Genomic DNA, 19,241 nt, shown 5'->3' with positions numbered 1-19,241 from the left:
ATGCTTACCATCCACCTGGGACTGCTCGCAGAGGTCTGGGTGGCAAAGGCGTGGTGTTGGCACCTACCGGATTAGATGTATTGACTTGATTGGGCGCATTGAAGTTTGACGAGACACCAGCATTGTTCGTAGTAGCGGCTCCTGTTGCTTCACTACTAAAGCCCGTGTTGCGCGTTGGTGGCGTAGGATTATTGCCCTGAATCAATAAATTACTCTGCAACAGAGACGGATTGCTTGCCTTCAGCCCGATGAGAACGGCAAATAAAATGAGGATGGCAGCTACCAGTCTGGTCATAGAATTTTCTCCAGAGTTTCTCTCACTCCAGTTAGCAGTCAATTTGAGCCGGTTATCAATTTGATCCTAAGTCAGACTACTCGTTCAGGCGTCCACATCACGCGATCGCCCTGTCCCCACAAGCCATCGTACTTGGTCACTGTGACATCACCCAAAACTTTTACCTGGCACGACAGGCGACGACCGTTCTCAAGGTTATGAGGTGGCAGCGACAGCCGTGTTTTCTCACGCCACTCTGGCTCTGAAACGGCCCCTTGCACCTGCACTGCACACGTGCCACAAGTCCCCAACCCATGACAGTTGATGACCGAAGCGGCGCCATTGTAAACATCAATGCCGTTATCCAGCATTACCTGACGCAGGTTTGCACCACTTTCGCAGGTAAACGTTTTACCCTCAGCTTGAACAGTTGGCATCGTAGTTGCCCCCATATGGCGTATTCCCTCTATTGTCGTGCTTTTTCTCTCTGTTTCGGTTCTTCCCATAGCATGAGGTGCGATCGTCTTTGCCCAAACTCTCATATAGCTGTTGTCACAAAGCTGAGGACATTAGGATCAAAGGGGGAGTGGGGGCGCGCCCCCAGCCAGGGGGGGCAGGGGTGCAACCCGTCCTAACCAATATGGCTATAGCTATATCTAATTTTTGCTACATGATCCCCGTCGATCGGTCGAACAGTTCCCTAAAATAGTCTTTTATCGGCTTAAATTTTCCAGTTGCTTCCCCATGACCTCAGACACCTCTCGCCAGATCTGGATCTACGACACAACCTTGCGCGATGGCTCCCAACGGGAAGGCTTGTCGCTGTCTCTGGAAGACAAACTGCGGATTGTGCGTCAACTCGATCGCTTGGGCGTGCCGTTTATTGAAGGTGGCTGGCCTGGTGCGAATCCCAAGGATGTGCAGTTTTTCTGGCAGCTACAAGAAGAGCCATTAACACAGGCAGAACTGGTCGCGTTTTGCTCCACGCGTCGTCCCAGCATGGCGGCAGCAGCAGACCCCATGCTGCAGCCCATTCTGGCAGCAGGAACCCGCTGGGTGACCATTTTTGGCAAGTCCTGGGATCTGCATGTCACAGAAGGACTCAAGACGACGCTTGATGAAAACCTGGCAATGATTCAGGACACCATTGAGTACCTGCGTGCCAATGGTCGCCGCGTGATTTACGATGCCGAGCATTGGTTTGACGGCTATAAGCACAATCGGGAGTATGCGTTAGAGACATTGAGGGTGGCGATCGCCGCTGGCGCTGAATGGCTCGTCTTTTGCGACACGAACGGCGGCACGTTGCCACACGAGATTGCTCAGATTGTGCATGATGTGTTGCAGGCGTTTGACTTTCCCGTGTTGGAGGAGTCAGCGGTCAGCGGTCAGCCGTTAGCGGTCAGCGGTCAGCGGTCAGCAGAGGAGCAGGGGGAAGATGGAATTAGCAGAGCAGAGGGAGCCACAGAGCAAGGAGAACTCAAAACTCAAAACTCAAAACTCAAAACTCAGAACTCAAAACTTCCCCCACACCCCACACCCCACACCCTCCGCCTCGGCATCCACACTCACAACGACTCTGAAACCGCTGTTGCCAACGCTCTCGCAGCCGTCATGCAGGGTGTCCGCATGGTGCAAGGCACGATCAATGGCTATGGCGAACGGTGTGGCAATGCTAACTTATGCTCACTGATTCCCAACCTGCAAGCGAAGCTGGGCTTTACCTGTATTTCAGATGAGCAACTGGCACAACTCACTGAAACCAGCCGTTTTGTTAGCGAAGTGGTTAATCTTGCCCCGGATGACCACGCGCCGTTTGTGGGGCTATCTGCGTTTGCCCATAAAGGCGGCATTCATGTGAGTGCGGTTGAGCGCAATCCGCTGACCTACGAGCATATGCAGCCAGAGCAGGTGGGCAACCGTCGCCGCATTGTGATTTCTGACCAGTCCGGTTTGAGCAACATTCTGGCAAAAGCCCGTAGCTTTGGCATCGAGTTGAACAAACAAGACCCCACTTGCCGTCAGATTCTCACTCGTTTGAAGAATTTGGAAAGCGAAGGGTATCAGTTTGAAGCGGCTGAAGCGAGCTTTGAGCTACTAATGCGCGAGGCGCTAGGACAACGGCAAAAGCCCTTTGAGGTGAAGGGGTTTCAGGTGCACTACAATATGCTGCCAGATGCGGAAGTCGATCGCGAGACCTCGTTGGCAACCGTCAAGCTATCAGTGAACGGTAAAGACATTCTGGAAGCGGCTGAGGGAAATGGTCCTGTTTCGGCGCTGGATGCAGCCTTGCGGAAAGCACTGGTTAGCTTCTATCCCGAAATCGGCACGTTTCACCTGACCGATTACAAAGTGCGGATTTTGGATGGTGCGGCTGGAACGTCTGCCAAAACGCGGGTGTTAATTGAATCCAGCAATGGACATCAGCGCTGGACGACGGTTGGTGTGTCCGGCAATATTTTGGAAGCATCCTATCTGGCAGTGGTGGAAGGCTTGGAGTATGGATTGCTGTTGCAGAATCAAGCAAAGTCAGCACTTTCCACCTCCACAACAGCCTGAAGACCGCTGGTAGGGACGTTCCATGGAACGTCCCTACCAATCAGAACGATTACCGTCCGGCTAAACTTCTACCTTTACGCCTTTCCAGAAAGCGATGTAGCCAGTGATGTTTTTGGCGGCATCTTTGGGGGTGGGGTAGTACCAGGCAGCGTCGGGATTGGTTTTGCCGTCTACTTCGATCGTGTAGTAGCTGGCAGTTCCCTTCCACGGGCAGCCCGTGTGGGTGTTGCTCTCTTTGAAATACTCACTGTGAATGGCATCAGGTGGAAAGTATTGATTGCCTTCTACCACTTCACACCGATCGCTCTCGGCTAATACAGTACCATTCCAAATTGCTTTCGGCATCGGTTTGTCATCTAACAACGTCATCAAAAGCCTAACGAACTCTGGGATTGGCTGCAAGGTGAAGAGAGTTTTGAGTTTTGAGTTTTTGCCCAGAGCTTTTCAGAGCTGGAACGGGATACACTGAACCTCATGATTGCCAGTTTTCTTCCGCCCGAAAGTGCTCAACTGACCGAAGCTACGTCGATCGCTTTAGCCAAAGACATTGAGCGGACTGACATTCCAACGCCACTTAGCGCGGCACCGATCGCCACTGCTTACGTCTACAAAGGCTCCGGTGGTATACCGATCATGTTGCTGCATGGTTTTGACAGTTCGGTGTTTGAGTTTCGTCGTCTGTTGCCGCTACTTGCTGCCTCTCACGAAACCTGGGCTGTTGATTTGCTTGGCTTTGGTTTCACCGATCGCCCTGTGGACAGTCCCTTCACTCCAGCCGCGATCAAAACCCATCTTTATGACTTCTGGAAAACGTTAATTGCTCGACCGATGATCTTAGTGGGCGCGTCAATGGGTGGAGCCGCTGCGATCGATTTTGCGTTGACCTATCCCGATGCGGTACAGAAGCTCGTGCTGATTGATAGTGCAGGCTTTGCTCGTGGTCCCGCGATCGCTCGGTTCCTTTTTCCACCCTTGGGCGAACTGGCAGCCAACTTTCTTCGCAGTCCTGGAGTCCGGCGCAAGGTGAGCCTTCAGGCGTATCGTGAGCCCACCTTTGCCTCGCCAGATGCATTAATATGTGCGGCTTTACATCTGCAGTCTCCCAACTGGCAGCAAGCCATTATTGCCTTTACCAAAAGCGGTGGCTATAATTTTCTGGCAGATAAAATTGCAGCGATCGACCAGCCAACCCTGATCTTGTGGGGTGACTCCGATAAAATCTTGGGCACACAGGATGCTGTGAAATTTCAACAGGCGATCGCCCACAGCAAGCTTGTTTGGGTAGAAAACTGTGGTCATGTCCCTCATTTGGAAAAACCCCACTTTACGGTAGAGCAGATTTTGGCGTTTAGTAGCTAGAAGCGGTCAGCGGTCAGTGGTCAGCAATCAGCAATCAGCAATCAGCGGTCAGCGGTCAGCAGTCAGCGGTCAGTGGTTAGTGGTCAGTAGCTGGAAACTCAAAACTCAAAACTCAAAATATTTCCTTCGGAAACGCTTCGCGTTTCTTGAATGCCGAAGGCTATACAAAACTCAAAACTCAAAACTTCCCCCATGCCCCAACTCAACGACCCGGCGATCGTGGCTGAACTCACTGCACTGTATCTAACCTACGAAAAGGCTCTGGTCGAAAATGACATCGCGACACTGGATGCCTTGTTTTGGGATTCTCCTGAAGTGCTGCGGTTTGGTGCGACCGAAAACTTGTATGGGATGGAGGCGATCAGAGGGTTCCGACAGGGGCGTCCCACCAAAAACCTGGTGCGCGAGATCTCGAATCTCAAAGTAGTGACGTTTGATGCTGATACGGCGATCGTCACGCTAGAGTTTCAACGCCTCGCGGATGGTCGGCTTCGCTCTGGTAGACAAAGCCAGGTTTGGCGTAAATTACCTGAAGGATGGAAGATTGTCTCAGCCCATGTGTCTTTGCTGCCAGAGTGACGGGGGGAAGGGGAAAAGGCTAAAGGTTCAGAGAGGTGAGAGGGGTCAGAATCAATTCCTCACGCCTCATCTGATCTTAAAACTCACCTTCTGCTTGAGCTTAGGAGTTCAGTGAGGCTCACTTGAGCCGTCGAAAGCAAAACTTTCATCCTTCATCCTTCATCCTTCATCCTTTCCCCTTTGAACCCTTCTCCTACACGATTCGCAGCCTTAACCCAAACTCAGTTAGAGAACTGGGTCGGGCAAGCGAGGGTCTATGCTCTGACAGGTCGCTTGCCGGACTATATTCCCTTGCTGGCACAGGCAGAGGCTCAGCGGGTGGCTGTAGCCATACGTTCGCTCGATGGACATGGCTATTTTGCAGGTGAACGCGATCAACCGTTTGCGCTGATGAGTGTGGTTAAGCCCTTGCTGCTGCTGTTTTTGCTGGAAACGTCGGGATGGGACGCGGTGTTTGATCGTGTTGGTATCGATCCATCCGAGCAGTCGTTTCACTCGTTAGCGCAGTTAAATGTCGATCGCGGCTTTCCCCGTAACCCCATGTTGAACAGTGGCGCGATCGCCCTTGCTGCGATGCTGCCCGGAGCGAAAGGTGCTGATCGGTGTGAAGCGCTACGTGTGTGGTTGAACCAGGCATCCGGTAGCCGCTTTGTGTTGGATCAGGCAATGCTGGCATCAGTGCGATCGCTACGAAACGAAGCCAATCGGGCGATCGCGGAGGTTCTCCTTAGAGCAGAGTCGATCGATCACGTCGAGACGGCTCTGGATACCTACAATCACATCTGCTGCCTCTCTGGTACCGCTGCCGATTTGGCGCAGGTGGGATTGTTACTCGCACAACCCAATGCCCCCACTCAACCAGTCCATCAACGTGCTGTGAATGCTTTGATGCTGACCTGCGGCCTGTATGAAGCGTCTGGTCGCTTTGCAGTGCGGATTGGACTGCCTACCAAATCGGGTGTGAGCGGTGCCTTGCTATCCATTGTGCCAGGCCAGGGAGCGATCGCCTGCTACAGCCCCACACTGGATGCTACAGGTAACTCGATCGCCGGACTCTTTCTGCTCGAACAACTGACTCAAACGCTGAATCTGAGTGTGTTTGGGTGAGAGGGGCAAAGGGGAAAGAGGAAAGGGGAGTTTTGAGTTTTGAGTTTTGAGTTACTTTAGCTTCCTCCTTTAGCCTTCCTCCTTTAGCCTTCTTCCGCTTCCCCTGCTTCCCATTCCACCGCTTGTATTCAAATTGACTGTTGTGTGTCCCGCGAATCTGTTCCAATCAATGCGATTGCCTTAAATTACCGCTTGTGAAGAACATATGGAAAAGTTTCCCCACTACCCGATGGTCATTGGCGATCGACTGGTCACTACTGGTAGCCAAGATTTAATCGATCCTGCGAATGGTGAATGCTTTGCAACTGTGGCGATCGGCACACCGGATGATGTGGCGATCGCGGTGGCACAGGCACAGCAAGCACAGCGCGAATGGAGCCAGCTTTCCTATGGCGAACGGAGCCTCGCGTTGCTCAAGTTTGCGGATGTGGTTGAACAACATACGGACGACCTTGCCAAGTTGGAAAGTCAGAATGCTGGCAAACCCATCAAGCTGGCACAGAACGGTGATGTCCCCTTTTCCATTGATAATATTCGCTACTTTGCCTCTGTGGTGCGACGGCAGGAAGGGGCGGCAGCAGGCAGCTATGTGGGCGGCTACACCAGTATGCTGCGACGCGAACCGATCGGCGTTGTGGCTGCCATTACCCCGTGGAATTATCCGTTGATGATGGCGGTGTGGAAATTGGCTCCGGCACTGGCGGCAGGGAATGCGATCGTCATTAAGCCTGCACCTAACACGCCGATTACGACGATTGAGCTTGCCAAACTCGCCCTCGAAGCGGGATTGCCAGCAGGACTCATCAACGTGGTTACAGGTGGTCCAGACGTGGGCGAGAGCCTATGTACCCACCCTCTCGTACGCATGATCAGCTTCACAGGCAGTACGCTGACGGGTAAACGGGTGATGGAACTGGCAAGCCAGCACCTCAAGCGCGTCACGCTGGAACTGGGCGGCAAGGCTCCCTTTGTGGTATTTGCAGATGCGGATCTTGAAGCCGCTGTGCAGGGTGCTGTGGTGGCTGGCTACATGAACACGGGACAAGACTGTACGGCGGCGACTCGTCTTTATGTGCAAAACGAGGTGTTTGATCAATTTCTCGATCGCCTCATCGAAGTCAGCAAGCAAGTCCGCATGGGTGATCCGACCCAGTCCGACACCGATATGGGGCCACTTGTGAGCCAAACCCAACGCCATAAAGTACATGGCTACGTGGAAGCGGCTCGTCAGCAGGGTATCAAGGTTGCGCTAGGTGGTGAGCTGCCAGAGGACGCTGGCTTTTTCTATCCACCAACCATTCTGGTCGATCCACCGCAAACGGCAAGCTGTGTGCAAGAAGAGATCTTTGGCCCCGTTCTGGTGGTGAAGCGCTTTACGGATGAGGCAGAGGCGATCGCGCTGGCAAACGACATCCCCTATGGTTTAGCAGGTAGCGTGTGGACTGCCAACGTCCAGCGTGCCATGCGAGTCTCTGCGGCTCTGGAGTTTGGCACGGTTTGGGTCAATGATCACATCCCCATTGCCAGCGAAATGCCGCATGGTGGTTTCAAACAAAGTGGTTTCGGCAAGGATATGTCCCACTACGCGCTGGAGGAATACACGATCGTCAAGCATGTGATGTTTGAAAACACCGGAGCCCAGCGCAAACCCTGGCATTTCTGTGCGTTCGGCGATGCGTGATGTCACATTTAGTAGGGACGTGACATGGAACGTCCCTACTAACGTTCAAACCTTTTCTAGCACGCGATCGTCATCGACGACTGGCTCATACGCTTCCGCTGGTGCCGTGTAGAACTCGCTGCCATACTTCCAACGGTAAAACAGCATTGGTATGATACCGATCGCGATCGCGGCAACGCTGAGAAACGCTACTATCCGATCCAGTTGCGTTAACTGGAAGGCTCCCACTGCCAGCAGAAAGAGTGCCGACAGTAAGGGCCAGGCGCCCTTCAGCAACAGCGTTTTGGTGTCATCCCGAAGTTGCTTGCGGTAGTACCAGGCACAGGCAAAGCCCGTCATCGCATAGTAAAAGGCAACCTGAACACTGATGGTATTGATGAGATTCGCCATCAGTCCATTGATGCTGGAGCTGGAGCTAGAGCCAATGAGCAACGCCAGCGCCAAAACGGTAATCACCAGTGTAGCCAGCCACGGCGTTTGAAAGAGGGGATGCAAGTCGCCAAACCGACGACTGATCACGCGATCGCGTGCCATTGAAAAGAGCGTCCGAGAACATTGGGTTAACTGAGTTTCAATCGTGCCAACCGTACTCAGCAAAACAGCCAGGATGGCAATCTTGCCCCAGGGCGCAGGCAGCAGCAAATCGCCCAACTGCGGCAACAGATCGGCGCCTGCTTTATCCACCTGTTCTGGGGTCATGCCCATCTGCACCAGAATTTGAAACAGTTGGAACATCAGAAAGACGCCAATCATCCCGAAGACGCCACTATAGCCAGGCGTTGTGCTCGATCCCTTCGTTTCTTCAGCAACGTTGGACGACACATCCCAACCAAAGTAATAGAAGGTGGCAATCAGCATCCCTGCCATAAACGTCTGGAAATTACCAAAGGCAAAGGGTGACAGCCAACTCCAGGAAAAAGCTGCAACAGGGCTAGTAGACACTTTGACGATCGCCCCGATCGCCAACGCGAGTAAGCTGATGACCTCGATCGCGGTCATCAACCGCTGAAACCGGGCTGCAAAGTTGACGCCCAGAAGCGTCACGGTGGCGACCATCGCAAACCACAATCCACCCACCAGCGTCGCCATGCCTACATTCTCAACCTGACTGGGAGCAATCAGCGACAGGGTTGACACTCCAATGGGCAAAGCGGCTGCCGCCATAAAAATGGTGCTTAAGCTCAGAAACGTCCACCCCGACAAGAAACCAAGTGACGGACGAATGGTGCGACCCACCCAGGCGTAGGACGCACCCGCATCCGATCGCCAGTGGTTCAGGTACATAAATGCAAACGAAATGCCAAACATGGGAATGGCCGCATACAACAGCGCTCCCGGAGAAGCTAAGCCGACCGCTGCAATGAGGGTTGCCGTAGTTGCATTCAATGAATAAGACGGAGCCGATCCGGCAACGGCAAGTGTTACCGTATCAACCATAGACAAGGCGTTGCTCTTGAGTCCTTTTGCCATAACGTGGTACCTGAAGTGGACGCTTCCTGATGACGACCAGCATGACCACTGGCAGCCTATTACTCTGTAGAAACAGAATGCGGCTTAGGCATAGGATGGGGCAGTATCGCTTGCTACGCAACAAGGTTGAGGTTATTGAAAGCTATCAGCTATCAGCTATCAGCCCTGCTAGAGTTTTGAGTTTTGAGTTTTGAGTTTTGAGTTTTGAGTTTTGAGTTTTGAGTTTTGAGTTTTGAGTTTTGAGTTTTGAGTTTTGAGTTTTGAGTTTTGAGTTTTGAGTTGCGCTTTGCGCCGACAAGCTAGAGAGTTTTGAGTTTTGAGTTTCCAGCTACTGACCACTAACCACTGACCGCTGACCGCTGACCGCTGACCGCTGACCTACGATTCTTGAAACCATTCCTCAGCATTGTCTTCGATCGACGCTGGCGGTGCTGCTGGCGCAGCCATAGCTGTTGGTGCAGCCAGTAATGGCGGTGCGAAGACGGTCAATCCCGCTGGGATACACTCAACTTCGACGGGCGTTGTGCCAATAATTTCGCCATCAAGCACCACTTTTTGCGGTGGATTGGTTGTTACTTTCAGCTGCTTTGTGCGGAGACAAATGATATCTTCACGATTGGGTGCAACGCGAATGAGCGCAGAACCAAACAATTGCAGCATAGCCGCGATCGCCTGCACTCGTGTTTGAGCCGCGCCAATGGTGACTTCCAGCAACCCATCGTTCACAATGACCTGCCCAAAACCTTGAGCAAGAACAGAGGTGGGTGGCGCTGCGTTGGCGATCGTAATGGCTGCGGCCTGAAACTCGCTCACTTTGCCATCTACCTCAATTTGCGCCGTGAAGGCCTGTTGCTCATTCAACTGCTGTGCACCCGCCAGAATGTATGCCAGTGGCCCGAAGCGGTCTTTCACTTCCCGACTGGCTTTCTCCACCGTTTCGGCTTCAAACCCAATGCCTGCTAGCAAAATCATCGGTAAGCCATTGCAGCGGGCAATATCCACGACCTGAGTCATCCCGGCGAGAATGGTCTGACAGGCAGCCTGCGTGTTCACCGGAATGCCAAGTGCTACTGCAAAGGCGTTGGCGGTGCCTCTCGGAATGACGCCTAGCGGAATGTTGGTGCCAATCAGTGCGCCAGCCACGGCAGAAACGGTGCCATCGCCGCCAGAGACAATGATCAAATCGGCTCCTGCCGCGATCGCCGTTTGCGCCAGATGTTCGGCACCCACTTCAGTCGTCGTCAGGTGGATGGTCAGGTGGAGTTCCACCGTCAGCAGTTGGCGAATGGTGAGCAATGCCTGCTGTGAGTTGCCCTGCCCAGAGATGGGATTGAAAATGAGATGCGCCGATCGTGTGTCTCGTAGGCTGGCTGCAATGACGTCTGCTGTCGCCAGGTTGGTTGCCAGCATGACGTTGTGCAGTTCGCATACCCGCAGAAGTCCCTGCAGTGCTGGTTCGTGAGGACGAGCATAGGCCTGGTCAACTAGAAAGATGACCGCGATGACGTTTCCTGCCACCACTTCGGCTGCAATCTGCACATCGCCACCCATCGCTCCCGGTAATAGTGCCTCTACGGCTAGTCCTGTGGCCTCTTGGATGCGTTGTGCCGTAATGCCCGTGGCAATCAATCGGTAGCGCGCTAAGAGAGCAGCATATTTGCGGGTAAACACTGCCATCGTCTCTTTTTTGGTGTCATGAGCCAGCAGCGCGATCGTCGGAGTCATAGAACGTCAAGAGGAACTGCCTGATTATGAAGCAAGTTATGAGTTGCTGTGTGGCGCGATCGCAAAATCGCTATAAGTAAACTAAGGATCGTGGATTGAATAAAATCGACATATTGTTTCCCGTAGGGGTGCCGGAGTGATTAAATTCGTGTTCCTAAGCCATCGTGCCTGAGACAGTGTTTTTTATCTATCGGTTTTTCTGAGTATGGACGTCAAAACCTTTACTGATCAACTGGATCCGAAGGCCTTTATGGCCAAGCCCGGTTCAAAGATTAAGCTGAAACACTTCGACCCAAACTACACCGCAGAGATTAAGCATAGAGCTGATGTCAAAGGGGTGTTACAGGCAGGCATTGAGGCTCTAGCGACGTATCAGGATATTCTTTACGCGCAGGATACCTATGCGCTGCTCATTATCTTTCAGGCAATGGATGCCGCTGGTAAAGACGGCACCATCAAACATGTAATGTCGGGTCTTAATCCCCAGGGCTGTCAGGTCTTCAGCTTTAAAGCACCGTCCTCAGAGGAGTTAGATCACGACTATCTCTGGCGATCGTTCAAAGCCTTGCCTGAACGGGGACGTATTGGCATCTTTAACCGCTCTTACTACGAAGAAACCCTGGTTGTGCGCGTGCACCCAGACCTCTTGGAAAAGCAAAAACTGCCTCAAGGCACCCAGAATACCAACATCTGGGAGCAGCGTTTTACAGAAATCAATCACTTTGAAAAGTATCTGGTTGACAACGGCATTATTGTGCTCAAATTCTTCCTTAATGTTTCTAAAGAGGAACAAAAGCAGCGCTTTTTAGACCGGATCAATTTGCCTGAAAAGAACTGGAAGTTTTCTGAAAACGATGTTACAGAACGAGAGTTTTGGGACGACTACATGCAGGCGTATGAAGCTGTTTTTACCCACACCAGCACTGAATGGGCCCCGTGGCACATCATTCCCGCAAATAACAAATGGTTCACGCGCCTCGTCGTCGCTTACTTTATTGAGCAAAAACTAAAAGCCCTGAAGCTCAGCTATCCCAAAGTGACGGAGGAGCATCAGCAGCAGTTGTTAAAGGCAAAAAAAGTGCTGAAAAATGAGCGCTAAAGACCTAATGATGGGTTTATAAGCTGGCTTGAGAAGTTTGCTGAGTATCCGTTGCTACACAACCCCATTTCCTTTGCAAAAATTGACACAAAGTTTAAGGCTATTGTTCCTGCTAGCCAAATTTAGCTTAGAAAAAAGATAGTATTCTTGACTAAATCTGTATAGATGCAAGCGCGAGAAGATTGGCCTTTTCACAGACTAATTTTTGTTCGTTTCCGTTGACCTAGTTCCCAGGTTGATGACGGCAGTCAATAGGGTGTTTCTTCAAACTCGGCAAGCTGAAACTTCTTTTTTGTTGAGTTGCGATCCCAGGCAGGAACCGCTAGCGTCCTTTCAGTTCGCCCTGCCATTCTAGTGCCAGACTCACAGGCAGTTAGCGCAATCTCTACGCCCTAGTTCAGTACTAAGAAGAGGCTCCTGTAACATGCAGTCCCTAAGCTATCTGCGTATTAACTTGTTTTACCGTCTGCTGCATCCCTTTTCTGCATACACGCGTGAACGACGTATGCAGTTGTTCAAAAAATGGCTTAATGCGCGAAGTGGTGAATGCTTGCGGGTGTTGGATTTGGGAGGCGGCCCTGAGCTTTGGGACTTTGTTGAGCAACCGCTGGACATTACGATCTTGAATCTTCCTGGTGAAAACACTGAGCAAGAACCTTCAAAGCGTCATCGCTTTACCTATGTTGAGGGCGATGGCTGTAATGTAAGTGCGTTTGACGATCAGTCGTTTGATCTGGTTTTTACTAATAGCGTCATTGAACATGTTGGCGATGAAAATAAACAAGAAGCGTTTGCTAGAGAGGTTCGCCGTCTTGGTCGCCGCTATTGGGTTCAAACGCCATCAAAGTACTTTCCGATCGAGGCACATTCGGGGATGCTGTTTTGGTGGTTTTATCCAACTTCGTGGCGTCGTACGTTCATTGAGCGCTGGAGGAAAAAGCTGCCCGCGTGGACAGAATATATAGAAGAAACGCGTGTGCTGGAGATCCAGAGACTCAAACAGTTGTTTCCCGAAGCAACGTTGAAAACCGAATGGATTCTTGGCTTGCCAAAAAGTTACGTATTGTATACAACTTCAGAAGAGCCAACTGCTTTAAGAGAAGAGCCAACTGCTTTAAGAGAAGAGCCAACTGCTTTAAGTCGACTACAACAGATGTGAAACATGCAGGCGATCGCGCACTAGACACTCTGACCGATCTACTGACTACCATTCGCGTTGTGGGTGGGTTGAAAGAAAAGAAAAGGGGTATTTTCTACCGTAAAGCACAGGCGTTTCTTCACTTCCACGAAGATCCCACTGGGCTTTTTGCTGATGTTAGACAAGGTTCCGACTGGGAGCGCTGTCCGGTCAATACTCCGGAAGAACAGACCCAATTGCTTGAACGGTTAGCGGCGATGCTGCCCGTAAGCCCAACCAATGATGAGTGATACGATCGCCGGTTTTATCCAATGAAACCAATGATTTACAGTTCACCGGGCTCCCCACTCCCCACCTGCAACGAATGACAAGCAATGCGATCGGACAAAATTGCACTCGCCATTGAACCTGTATGGATTTCAAGTTGCGCCTCAGGCACTGCTTCAAACAAAAGCCGCTGCCCTGGAAACACGACGCGCTCAAAGTACCAGTTGGGGATATTGCTGATGCGTGCGATTTGAATGCGACTAGAACCATTGACGTAGCAGCAAATAATGCCATCAGGTTGGCCAGCCGCTAACGGGTCTAAAATCTGAGCCATCTTGCTTGCCAATCACTACGTTGCCAATCACTACGAAGATCTTAGCTGAGTGTGGCTAGAAGACATCATTCTCTCTGCGAAAATCAATGTTCTCATCGACACCAGCCCTGGACAGCAATCAATCATGTACTCATAGCTGACTGCTGTCCAGGGCTGCTGATCGCTCAAATTCATACCGAACCTGCCCTGGCCATCAACACAACCGATGATCGTGCTTCCACAGGGTATTTCCTTCGCCTGACTTGTGGGGCTGCTGTTGGCTCTGCGATGTCTCTAGGCGAGGGTAGGGCGGTGTCGATGATTCTGTACCATCGTTCGCTTTGACCCAGCGGTGGCAATTCGAACGTGAGTGGCTCCCAATAGGCGTTGAGCATCACGTGAAAATGTTCGCTTGCCTCTGGGTGGCGCAACGTAAACGCAAGGCAGTGGGACTGTTCGCCCCAATCGGGTTTGCCTAGCTCCGTGCCATGCCAAACGATATGGGGCTTTTGGCTGGCATAGGTGACTTCGAGCAGCCGTTCTTGCCGAAAAATTTCGAGTGATTGAGTAAAGTGAATCAGTTTCTGGACAAACCGCAGGAGCCCCTCCTCTCGTTGCAGGCTGTCCCAGTCAAACCAGCTCAATTCATTGTTCTGACAATAGCTATTGTTGTTACCGAGCTGCGATCGCCGCACCTCGTCGCCCATCGATAGCATGGGTGTGCCCTGCGCAAAAAAGAGAATCGTAAGGAAATTTCTGATTTGCTTCTGGCGTAACGCTTCAATGGTGGTGTCAGTCGTTGGACCTTCGAAGCCACAGTTCCAGCTATGGTTGTCGTTGGAGCCATCACGACTATCTTCTTTGTTGGCGACGTTGTGCTTTTCGTTGTAAGCCACCAGGTCATTCAGCGTGAAGCCATCGTGACAAGTAATGAAATTGATGCTACGGCTGGGTTCTCGATCGGCCTGCGGATAAATATCAGGGCTACCCAGCAAGCGGTCTGCCAGCGTTGCCACTGTCTTGCTATCGCCTTTGACAAAGCGACGAACATCATCGCGAAAGGGGCCGTTCCATTCAGCAAAGCGATCGCCAATAAAGGAACCAACCTGATACAGCCCTGCGGCATCCCAGGCTTCGGCGATAATTTTAGTGCCTGCCAGAATGGGATGGGATTCGATCGTCCAGAGAATCGGCGGATCTTCCAATGGTTGTCCAGAGCGACTGCGCGACAGCACGGATGCTAAATCAAAGCGGAACCCATCGATATGCATGTCTGCCACCCAATAGAGCAGACTTTCGAGAATCATGCGCCCCACAATGTCATGATTTGCCTTCAGCGTGTTGCCGCAGCCGCTGTAGTTGCTGTAGAGCTCCCGATCTGGCTCCAGGATGTAGTATGCCGCATTCTCTAAGCCTTTAAAGGATAAGGTGGGGCCGTCCTCATTGCCTTCTGCCGTGTGGTTAAACACCACGTCCAGAATGACTTCAATGCCAGCCTTGTGCAGCGCTTTGACCATGTCCCGAAATTCGTCCACAGGCCCTAATGGGTCACGTCGCGAACTGTAGCCTGTATGTGGTGCAAAAAAGGCGATCGTGCTGTAGCCCCAGTAGTTCGTCAACCCAGGCTGTACATCTTGTTCATCAAACTGGTGAACGGGGAGTAACTCTACCGCTGTTACGCCCAGTTGTTTCAGGTATGGGATTTTTTCGATCAGACCCGCGTAGGTGCCCCGCTTCTCCGGCGACACGCCCGAATTGGGATTGCGGGTGAAGCCGCCCACATGCATCTCATAGATCACGCTGTCAGCGTGGGGAATATTCAACGGTGCATCGCCTTCCCAAGCGTAGGCGCTGGTATCGACCACCACGCCGCGTAGTGCCTGAGCGCAATTATCACCAGGGCGCATTGCTGCTTCACGGCTGTAGTTTTCCCATCCTACAACGGCTTTGGCATAGGGGTCGAGCAAGACTTTGTTGCAATCAAACCGATGCCCTTGTTCGGGAATAAACGGCCCATCGACCCGGTAGGCATAGATCTGTCCGGCACCAATGCCTGGAACGAACACATGCCAGTAGTAGAACGTTTTGTTTTGCTTGGGATGCAGCGTGATGACGCGTGCAGGCTTAGGATCGTCGGCTCGATCGAACAAGAGCAGCTCTAAGGCTTTGCCGCTTTTAGAAAAAATGGAAAAATTAACGCCTTCGGGGTAAACCGTTGCACCTAAGGGAAAACTGCGACCCGGCAAAACTTCAGACTCTATAGCACCCACAGTGGTTAAGCTTCAAAGCATTAGAGGACAGTGAAAAGAGACAAACTCTAGCACATGCGCGATCGCACATGGCACCGCGATCGTGATCTTAGCCCGGTTCTCTCACAGGCAAGGGCTCTGGCTTCACAGTGAGAGTTTGCTTCTGACCATTGCGGTTGACAATCATCTGCAGTGGGCTACCGATCGACGTTGCTTCTACCTGCTGCTGCACCTGTTGAGCCGTTTGAATCGCCGTGCCGTTGATGCTGGCTACAATGTCACCCGGTCGTACACCTCCCCGTGCGGCTGGAGAATTAGACTGGACGGCAATAATCAACACACCCTGCTCCTGGTTAATTTTGAAGCCAGCGTTGCTCTGATTAATTTCGTTACGGAGCTCAGGGGTCAGTTCTGCCATCTTGACGCCCAGATAGGGATGCTCCGCTTTACCAGTCGCGACGATCTGATCGGCAACGCGTGACGCCGTGGCGATCGGGATCGCAAACCCCAGCCCAGCGGCTCCTTGAATGATGGCAGAGTTGATGCCAATCACTTCTCCTTCGGCGTTAATCAACGGCCCGCCCGAATTACCCGGATTAATGGCAGCGTCGGTCTGGATAAAATCGACTCGCTCGGCGGGTACGCCCACATCAGCCGCCGATCGCCCCGTCGCGCTAATAATGCCTTGCGTCACCGTAAAGCTCAGTCCAAGAGGATTGCCGATCGCGATCGCGGCTTGCCCCGGCAACAGATTGTCTGAATTGCCCAATTTCACGACGGGTAGGTTTTGGGCATTGATTTTCACTACCGCTACATCCGTGGTCGAGTCTGCTCCCACCACTGTTCCCTTAAACCGTCGTCCATCCTTCAGTACTACCGTCACGCTATCAGCGCCCTGCACCACGTGAGCATTCGTCAACACGCGTCCATCAGCAGTGGTGATAAAGCCAGAACCTGTGCCGCGCTGCACTCGCTGCGTTTGGGGTTCCTGACCACCAAAAAACCGCTCAAAGCCAGGGTCGCCAAAGGATTGCCCCACTGTGCGAGTCGAATCAATCCGCACTACGGCCGGCCCAACCTTCTGCACAATCTGAGCCACATAGTCCAGGCTCGTCAATTTCGGTGGTGCCAAAGGTGCCGTGGCAGGGCTGCTTTGCAGGGGCGGTAAGGATTCTGTTGGCGTTGGTGCGCTGCCCAATTCAGGACGAATAACCCCACAGCCAGCGGTACTGCTCACCAGCAGCAGTAAAAGGTAAAAAGAGGATGGGTGAAGGCGATCGCCTGGTCGCAGAAATATTTTCATACAACCGATCTTACCGCTTCGACTTCTTCTTACGGCTTCAATTTCTCCATAGTGGCAACGATCGCCCACCTGAACACCAGAATCATCCGCCTTGAATTAAGCCTGCAATAAGATTGATGCTCATCGCCACGATCGCGGTGTTAAAAAAGAACGACAGGACACCGTGAAGCAACGCCAACCGCCGCATCGATCGCGATTCGATTTGCACATCCGAAACCTGGCTCGTCATGCCGATCACAAACGAGAAATACAGAAAGTCCCAATAATCGGGCTCGATATCACCCGGAAAATCCAGTCCTTCTGCCTTAGCCTCCTCTAGTGACTGGCTACCGTCCTGGTAATAGCCGTGCGCATAATGCAACGCAAAAATCGTATGCACCAGCAGCCAGGAACCCAAAATCGTGAAGGCCGCAAGGATGACATGCAGGATCAGGATCGACCCTGATCCGCTTTTGGCATCTTTAAGCATAAAGCCGATCGCAAAAATGCTGGCACAGGCCGCCGTTGTGACTAAACTCAAAATGACCAAACGCCCTTCATCTTGCCGTTGGGCATTCAGCCGCATGGTTTCTGGCGTTGCGCGCAGCATGACCCACCAGCTCATCAGCAGGAAGAAAAGCATGCCTGAGTCCCAGATGCAAAGCACACGAGAGGGTAGATGCAGCCAGGCAGGCAGAAGCGCAGCCACAGCCATAGCCACTAAAACAGACCCAATCAGGTGGGTTCGCACATAAAATTTTCGGCGTGACGTTGAAAGGGGCTTCACAAGCGATGCAAGTAGAGTGACTGACTGGAAGTATAGATCTGAACACCTTCGTTCTGTAGCGCGACTGCCTTAAGGGGCGTATTTTGTAGGGGCGGCCCTACCTTTTCGGCCTACACTAACTCAGTAGTGGCAGTCAGGAGCATGACCAGATGTATCGGCTTGGATGGTTCCTTGGTGTGGCTCTTGCGCTCGTCATGACATTGGGTGTGCCGGACGGGCTCGCGTCGGTGCATACCTATCCTGAAGGGGGCGATCGCGTGATGTATCGATCGCTGCAGACCTTGCGCGATCGTACCGATCAGGCGTGGCAGGTGGTTTTCTACAAGCGGGTGCAAGGGGGACAGACGGAGAGCATCCATCTCCGGTTGGTTGGGTTTCCAGGCGGGGCAGCGTTAGAGCATCCGCATCCACTGAAAATTACAACGGGAACGGAGCGTGTCTGGCTGGCAGCAGAGACAGACACAGTCACCGATGTTCCTAATGTGGCTGAGTATGACTTGCTTGAGGTGATGCGTCAGCTGACCGCAACGACCCCGCTACGGCTGACATTGCCATTGCAGAAAACCGCGATCGACCTGCCAGTACCACCCTTTGTTGTCGAAGAATGGCGGCAGGTCGCTCAAAAATGAGTGGTCGGTGGTCGGTGGTCGGTGTCCAGCGCAACGCTGATCGCGCCATCAGGCCTTTGATGGCTATTGACCCTGAGCCGCCAGCGCGATCGCCTGAGGAAAGATGCGATGTTCCTGAATGTGGATGCGATCGTGGAGTGTTTCAAGCGTGTCGTCGGGCAATACAGGCACCGCAGCTTGGACAATAATGTCGCCGCTATCGACCTCTGTCACGACGCGATGAACCGTGCAGCCAGTGATTTTAACGCCTGCTGCGAGCGCTTGCTCGACTGCTCGGTTGCCCTTAAAGCTGGGCAGTAAACTGGGATGGATGTTCAGAATGCGTCTGGGAAACGCATTAATCAAAACAGGCGTGACAATCCGCATCCAGCCAGCCATGATGACCCACTCGACGTCATGCTGTTGCAGCGTTTCGACGATCGCTGCATCCAACGCTTCCCGGTTGGCAAACTCACGATGATTGAGTAGCACGGAAGGAATGCCCCACTGTTCTGCTCTGGCAGCAGCCTTGGCACCAGGATTGTTATAAAGCAGGACTTGTACCTGAGCCTTGAGTTTCTGATCGGCAATGGCTTGCGCGATCGCCTCAAAATTACTGCCGCTTCCTGATGCCATCACGCCCAATTTCAGCAAGGGCACGTTTGGGTTTACGACTGTTGAGTATTCAGGTGAAATGAGGCTGGGGGTGACAGCAACAGGAGAACGAGTGCCCATACTTCCACA

General features: G+C 52.4%; 19 protein-coding genes. 9 read left to right on the top strand and 10 right to left on the bottom strand.

From position 1 onward, the window contains the following. Positions 1-4: 4 nt before the first annotated feature. Both C7B82_RS03030 and C7B82_RS03025 read right to left on the bottom strand, forming a co-directional pair. Complete coding sequence (locus C7B82_RS03030; RefSeq protein WP_106254817.1) at positions 5-295, bottom strand: hypothetical protein; 291 nt, start codon at positions 293-295, stop codon at positions 5-7. 71 nt (positions 296-366) lie between these two features. After that, positions 367-711, bottom strand: a complete 345-nt coding sequence (locus C7B82_RS03025; RefSeq protein WP_106254859.1) for a 2Fe-2S iron-sulfur cluster-binding protein — start codon at positions 709-711, stop codon at positions 367-369. A 307-nt stretch (positions 712-1,018) separates the two neighbouring features. On the opposite strand from C7B82_RS03025, the gene cimA reads away from it, so the two are divergent. Beyond that, positions 1,019-2,833 (top strand): citramalate synthase, encoded by a 1,815-nt coding sequence (gene cimA / locus C7B82_RS03020; protein WP_106254816.1) that lies wholly within the window; start codon positions 1,019-1,021, stop codon positions 2,831-2,833. A 60-nt stretch (positions 2,834-2,893) separates the two neighbouring features. On the opposite strand, the gene C7B82_RS03015 is transcribed toward cimA, so the two are convergent. Further along, the gene (locus C7B82_RS03015; RefSeq protein WP_106254858.1) at positions 2,894-3,178 is read right to left on the bottom strand and encodes a DUF427 domain-containing protein; all 285 of its coding nucleotides are present in this window, start codon (positions 3,176-3,178) and stop codon (positions 2,894-2,896) included. Positions 3,179-3,307: 129 nt separating this feature from the next. Between C7B82_RS03015 and C7B82_RS03010 the strand changes: the two genes are divergently transcribed. The 4 genes from C7B82_RS03010 to C7B82_RS02995 all read left to right on the top strand — a co-directional run bounded on the left by C7B82_RS03010 (position 3,308) and on the right by C7B82_RS02995 (position 7,559). Next, entirely contained in the window at positions 3,308-4,192 is an 885-nt protein-coding gene (locus tag C7B82_RS03010) for an alpha/beta fold hydrolase (protein ID WP_106254815.1), read from the top strand. A gap of 192 nt (positions 4,193-4,384) precedes the next feature. After that, entirely contained in the window at positions 4,385-4,771 is a 387-nt protein-coding gene (gene hpxZ / locus C7B82_RS03005; protein WP_106254814.1) for an oxalurate catabolism protein HpxZ, read from the top strand. A gap of 180 nt (positions 4,772-4,951) precedes the next feature. Next, a complete protein-coding gene (gene glsA, locus C7B82_RS03000; RefSeq protein WP_106254813.1) occupies positions 4,952-5,878 on the top strand; it encodes a glutaminase A in 927 nt (308 codons plus the stop codon). A gap of 205 nt (positions 5,879-6,083) precedes the next feature. Then, complete coding sequence (locus C7B82_RS02995) at positions 6,084-7,559, top strand: aminobutyraldehyde dehydrogenase (protein ID WP_106254812.1); 1,476 nt, start codon at positions 6,084-6,086, stop codon at positions 7,557-7,559. A gap of 45 nt (positions 7,560-7,604) precedes the next feature. Here C7B82_RS02995 and C7B82_RS02990 read toward each other — a convergent pair whose 3' ends face one another. Together C7B82_RS02990 and C7B82_RS02985 are read right to left on the bottom strand one after the other, a co-directional pair. Then, positions 7,605-9,029, bottom strand: a complete 1,425-nt coding sequence (locus C7B82_RS02990; RefSeq protein WP_106254811.1) for an APC family permease — start codon at positions 9,027-9,029, stop codon at positions 7,605-7,607. A 378-nt stretch (positions 9,030-9,407) separates the two neighbouring features. Further along, positions 9,408-10,754: a methylglyoxal synthase gene (locus C7B82_RS02985; protein ID WP_106254810.1), complete on the bottom strand. Its 1,347-nt coding sequence runs from the start codon at positions 10,752-10,754 to the stop codon at positions 9,408-9,410. Positions 10,755-10,959: 205 nt separating this feature from the next. Between C7B82_RS02985 and C7B82_RS02980 the strand changes: the two genes are divergently transcribed. From C7B82_RS02980 to C7B82_RS02970, 3 genes are all read left to right on the top strand, one after another. Continuing rightward, positions 10,960-11,853, top strand: coding sequence for a polyphosphate kinase 2 family protein (locus C7B82_RS02980; RefSeq protein ID WP_106254809.1), 894 nt, complete (start codon positions 10,960-10,962; stop codon positions 11,851-11,853). Positions 11,854-12,358: 505 nt separating this feature from the next. Further along, on the top strand, positions 12,359-13,012 hold the full coding sequence (locus C7B82_RS02975) for a class I SAM-dependent methyltransferase (RefSeq protein WP_181357323.1): 654 nt from the start codon (positions 12,359-12,361) through the stop codon (positions 13,010-13,012). Then, positions 13,009-13,281, top strand: a complete 273-nt coding sequence (locus C7B82_RS02970) for a hypothetical protein (protein WP_106254807.1) — start codon at positions 13,009-13,011, stop codon at positions 13,279-13,281. Before C7B82_RS02975 ends, C7B82_RS02970 begins: the two co-directional genes overlap by 4 nt. 35 nt (positions 13,282-13,316) lie before the next feature. Here C7B82_RS02970 and C7B82_RS02965 read toward each other — a convergent pair whose 3' ends face one another. The 4 genes from C7B82_RS02965 to C7B82_RS02950 form a co-directional block, all read right to left on the bottom strand. After that, a complete protein-coding gene (locus tag C7B82_RS02965) occupies positions 13,317-13,592 on the bottom strand; it encodes a DUF1830 domain-containing protein (RefSeq protein WP_106254806.1) in 276 nt (91 codons plus the stop codon). 170 nt (positions 13,593-13,762) lie between these two features. After that, on the bottom strand, positions 13,763-15,841 hold the full coding sequence (gene glgX, locus C7B82_RS02960) for a glycogen debranching protein GlgX (RefSeq protein WP_245939704.1): 2,079 nt from the start codon (positions 15,839-15,841) through the stop codon (positions 13,763-13,765). Between the two features lie 88 nt (positions 15,842-15,929). Beyond that, the gene (locus C7B82_RS02955; protein WP_106254805.1) at positions 15,930-17,123 is read right to left on the bottom strand and encodes an HhoA/HhoB/HtrA family serine endopeptidase; all 1,194 of its coding nucleotides are present in this window, start codon (positions 17,121-17,123) and stop codon (positions 15,930-15,932) included. A gap of 82 nt (positions 17,124-17,205) precedes the next feature. After that, complete coding sequence (locus C7B82_RS02950) at positions 17,206-17,889, bottom strand: DUF1345 domain-containing protein (protein WP_245939703.1); 684 nt, start codon at positions 17,887-17,889, stop codon at positions 17,206-17,208. A 149-nt stretch (positions 17,890-18,038) separates the two neighbouring features. On the opposite strand from C7B82_RS02950, the gene C7B82_RS02945 reads away from it, so the two are divergent. Next, entirely contained in the window at positions 18,039-18,518 is a 480-nt protein-coding gene (locus tag C7B82_RS02945) for a DUF3122 domain-containing protein (RefSeq protein WP_106254804.1), read from the top strand. 63 nt (positions 18,519-18,581) lie between these two features. On the opposite strand, the gene purN is transcribed toward C7B82_RS02945, so the two are convergent. Then, entirely contained in the window at positions 18,582-19,232 is a 651-nt protein-coding gene (gene purN, locus C7B82_RS02940; protein ID WP_106254803.1) for a phosphoribosylglycinamide formyltransferase, read from the bottom strand. Positions 19,233-19,241 lie beyond the last annotated feature (9 nt).

This window comes from Stenomitos frigidus ULC18, from assembly GCF_003003795.1.
GTDB classification, from domain to species: domain Bacteria; phylum Cyanobacteriota; class Cyanobacteriia; order Leptolyngbyales; family Leptolyngbyaceae; genus Stenomitos; species Stenomitos frigidus_A.
The sequence above is the reverse complement of the archived record's forward strand: the minus strand, read 5'-3'. Positions and strand labels throughout refer to the sequence as shown.

Bases quoted from the DNA above. Each gene is read 5' to 3' on its own strand.
- C7B82_RS03030 (WP_106254817.1), bottom strand. From the start codon at position 295: ATGACCAGACTGGTAGCTGCCATCCTCATTTTATTTGCCGTTCTCATC.
- C7B82_RS03025 (WP_106254859.1), bottom strand. From the start codon at position 711: ATGCCAACTGTTCAAGCTGAGGGTAAAACGTTTACCTGCGAAAGTGGT.
- cimA (WP_106254816.1), top strand. From the start codon at position 1,019: ATGACCTCAGACACCTCTCGCCAGATCTGGATCTACGACACAACCTTG.
- C7B82_RS03015 (WP_106254858.1), bottom strand. From the start codon at position 3,178: ATGCCGAAAGCAATTTGGAATGGTACTGTATTAGCCGAGAGCGATCGG.
- C7B82_RS03010 (WP_106254815.1), top strand. From the start codon at position 3,308: ATGATTGCCAGTTTTCTTCCGCCCGAAAGTGCTCAACTGACCGAAGCT.
- hpxZ (WP_106254814.1), top strand. From the start codon at position 4,385: ATGCCCCAACTCAACGACCCGGCGATCGTGGCTGAACTCACTGCACTG.
- C7B82_RS02995 (WP_106254812.1), top strand. From the start codon at position 6,084: ATGGAAAAGTTTCCCCACTACCCGATGGTCATTGGCGATCGACTGGTC.
- C7B82_RS02990 (WP_106254811.1), bottom strand. From the start codon at position 9,029: ATGGCAAAAGGACTCAAGAGCAACGCCTTGTCTATGGTTGATACGGTA.
- C7B82_RS02985 (WP_106254810.1), bottom strand. From the start codon at position 10,754: ATGACTCCGACGATCGCGCTGCTGGCTCATGACACCAAAAAAGAGACG.
- C7B82_RS02980 (WP_106254809.1), top strand. From the start codon at position 10,960: ATGGACGTCAAAACCTTTACTGATCAACTGGATCCGAAGGCCTTTATG.
- C7B82_RS02975 (WP_181357323.1), top strand. From the start codon at position 12,359: ATGCAGTTGTTCAAAAAATGGCTTAATGCGCGAAGTGGTGAATGCTTG.
- C7B82_RS02965 (WP_106254806.1), bottom strand. From the start codon at position 13,592: ATGGCTCAGATTTTAGACCCGTTAGCGGCTGGCCAACCTGATGGCATT.
- C7B82_RS02955 (WP_106254805.1), bottom strand. From the start codon at position 17,123: ATGAAAATATTTCTGCGACCAGGCGATCGCCTTCACCCATCCTCTTTT.
- C7B82_RS02945 (WP_106254804.1), top strand. From the start codon at position 18,039: ATGTATCGGCTTGGATGGTTCCTTGGTGTGGCTCTTGCGCTCGTCATG.
- purN (WP_106254803.1), bottom strand. From the start codon at position 19,232: ATGGGCACTCGTTCTCCTGTTGCTGTCACCCCCAGCCTCATTTCACCT.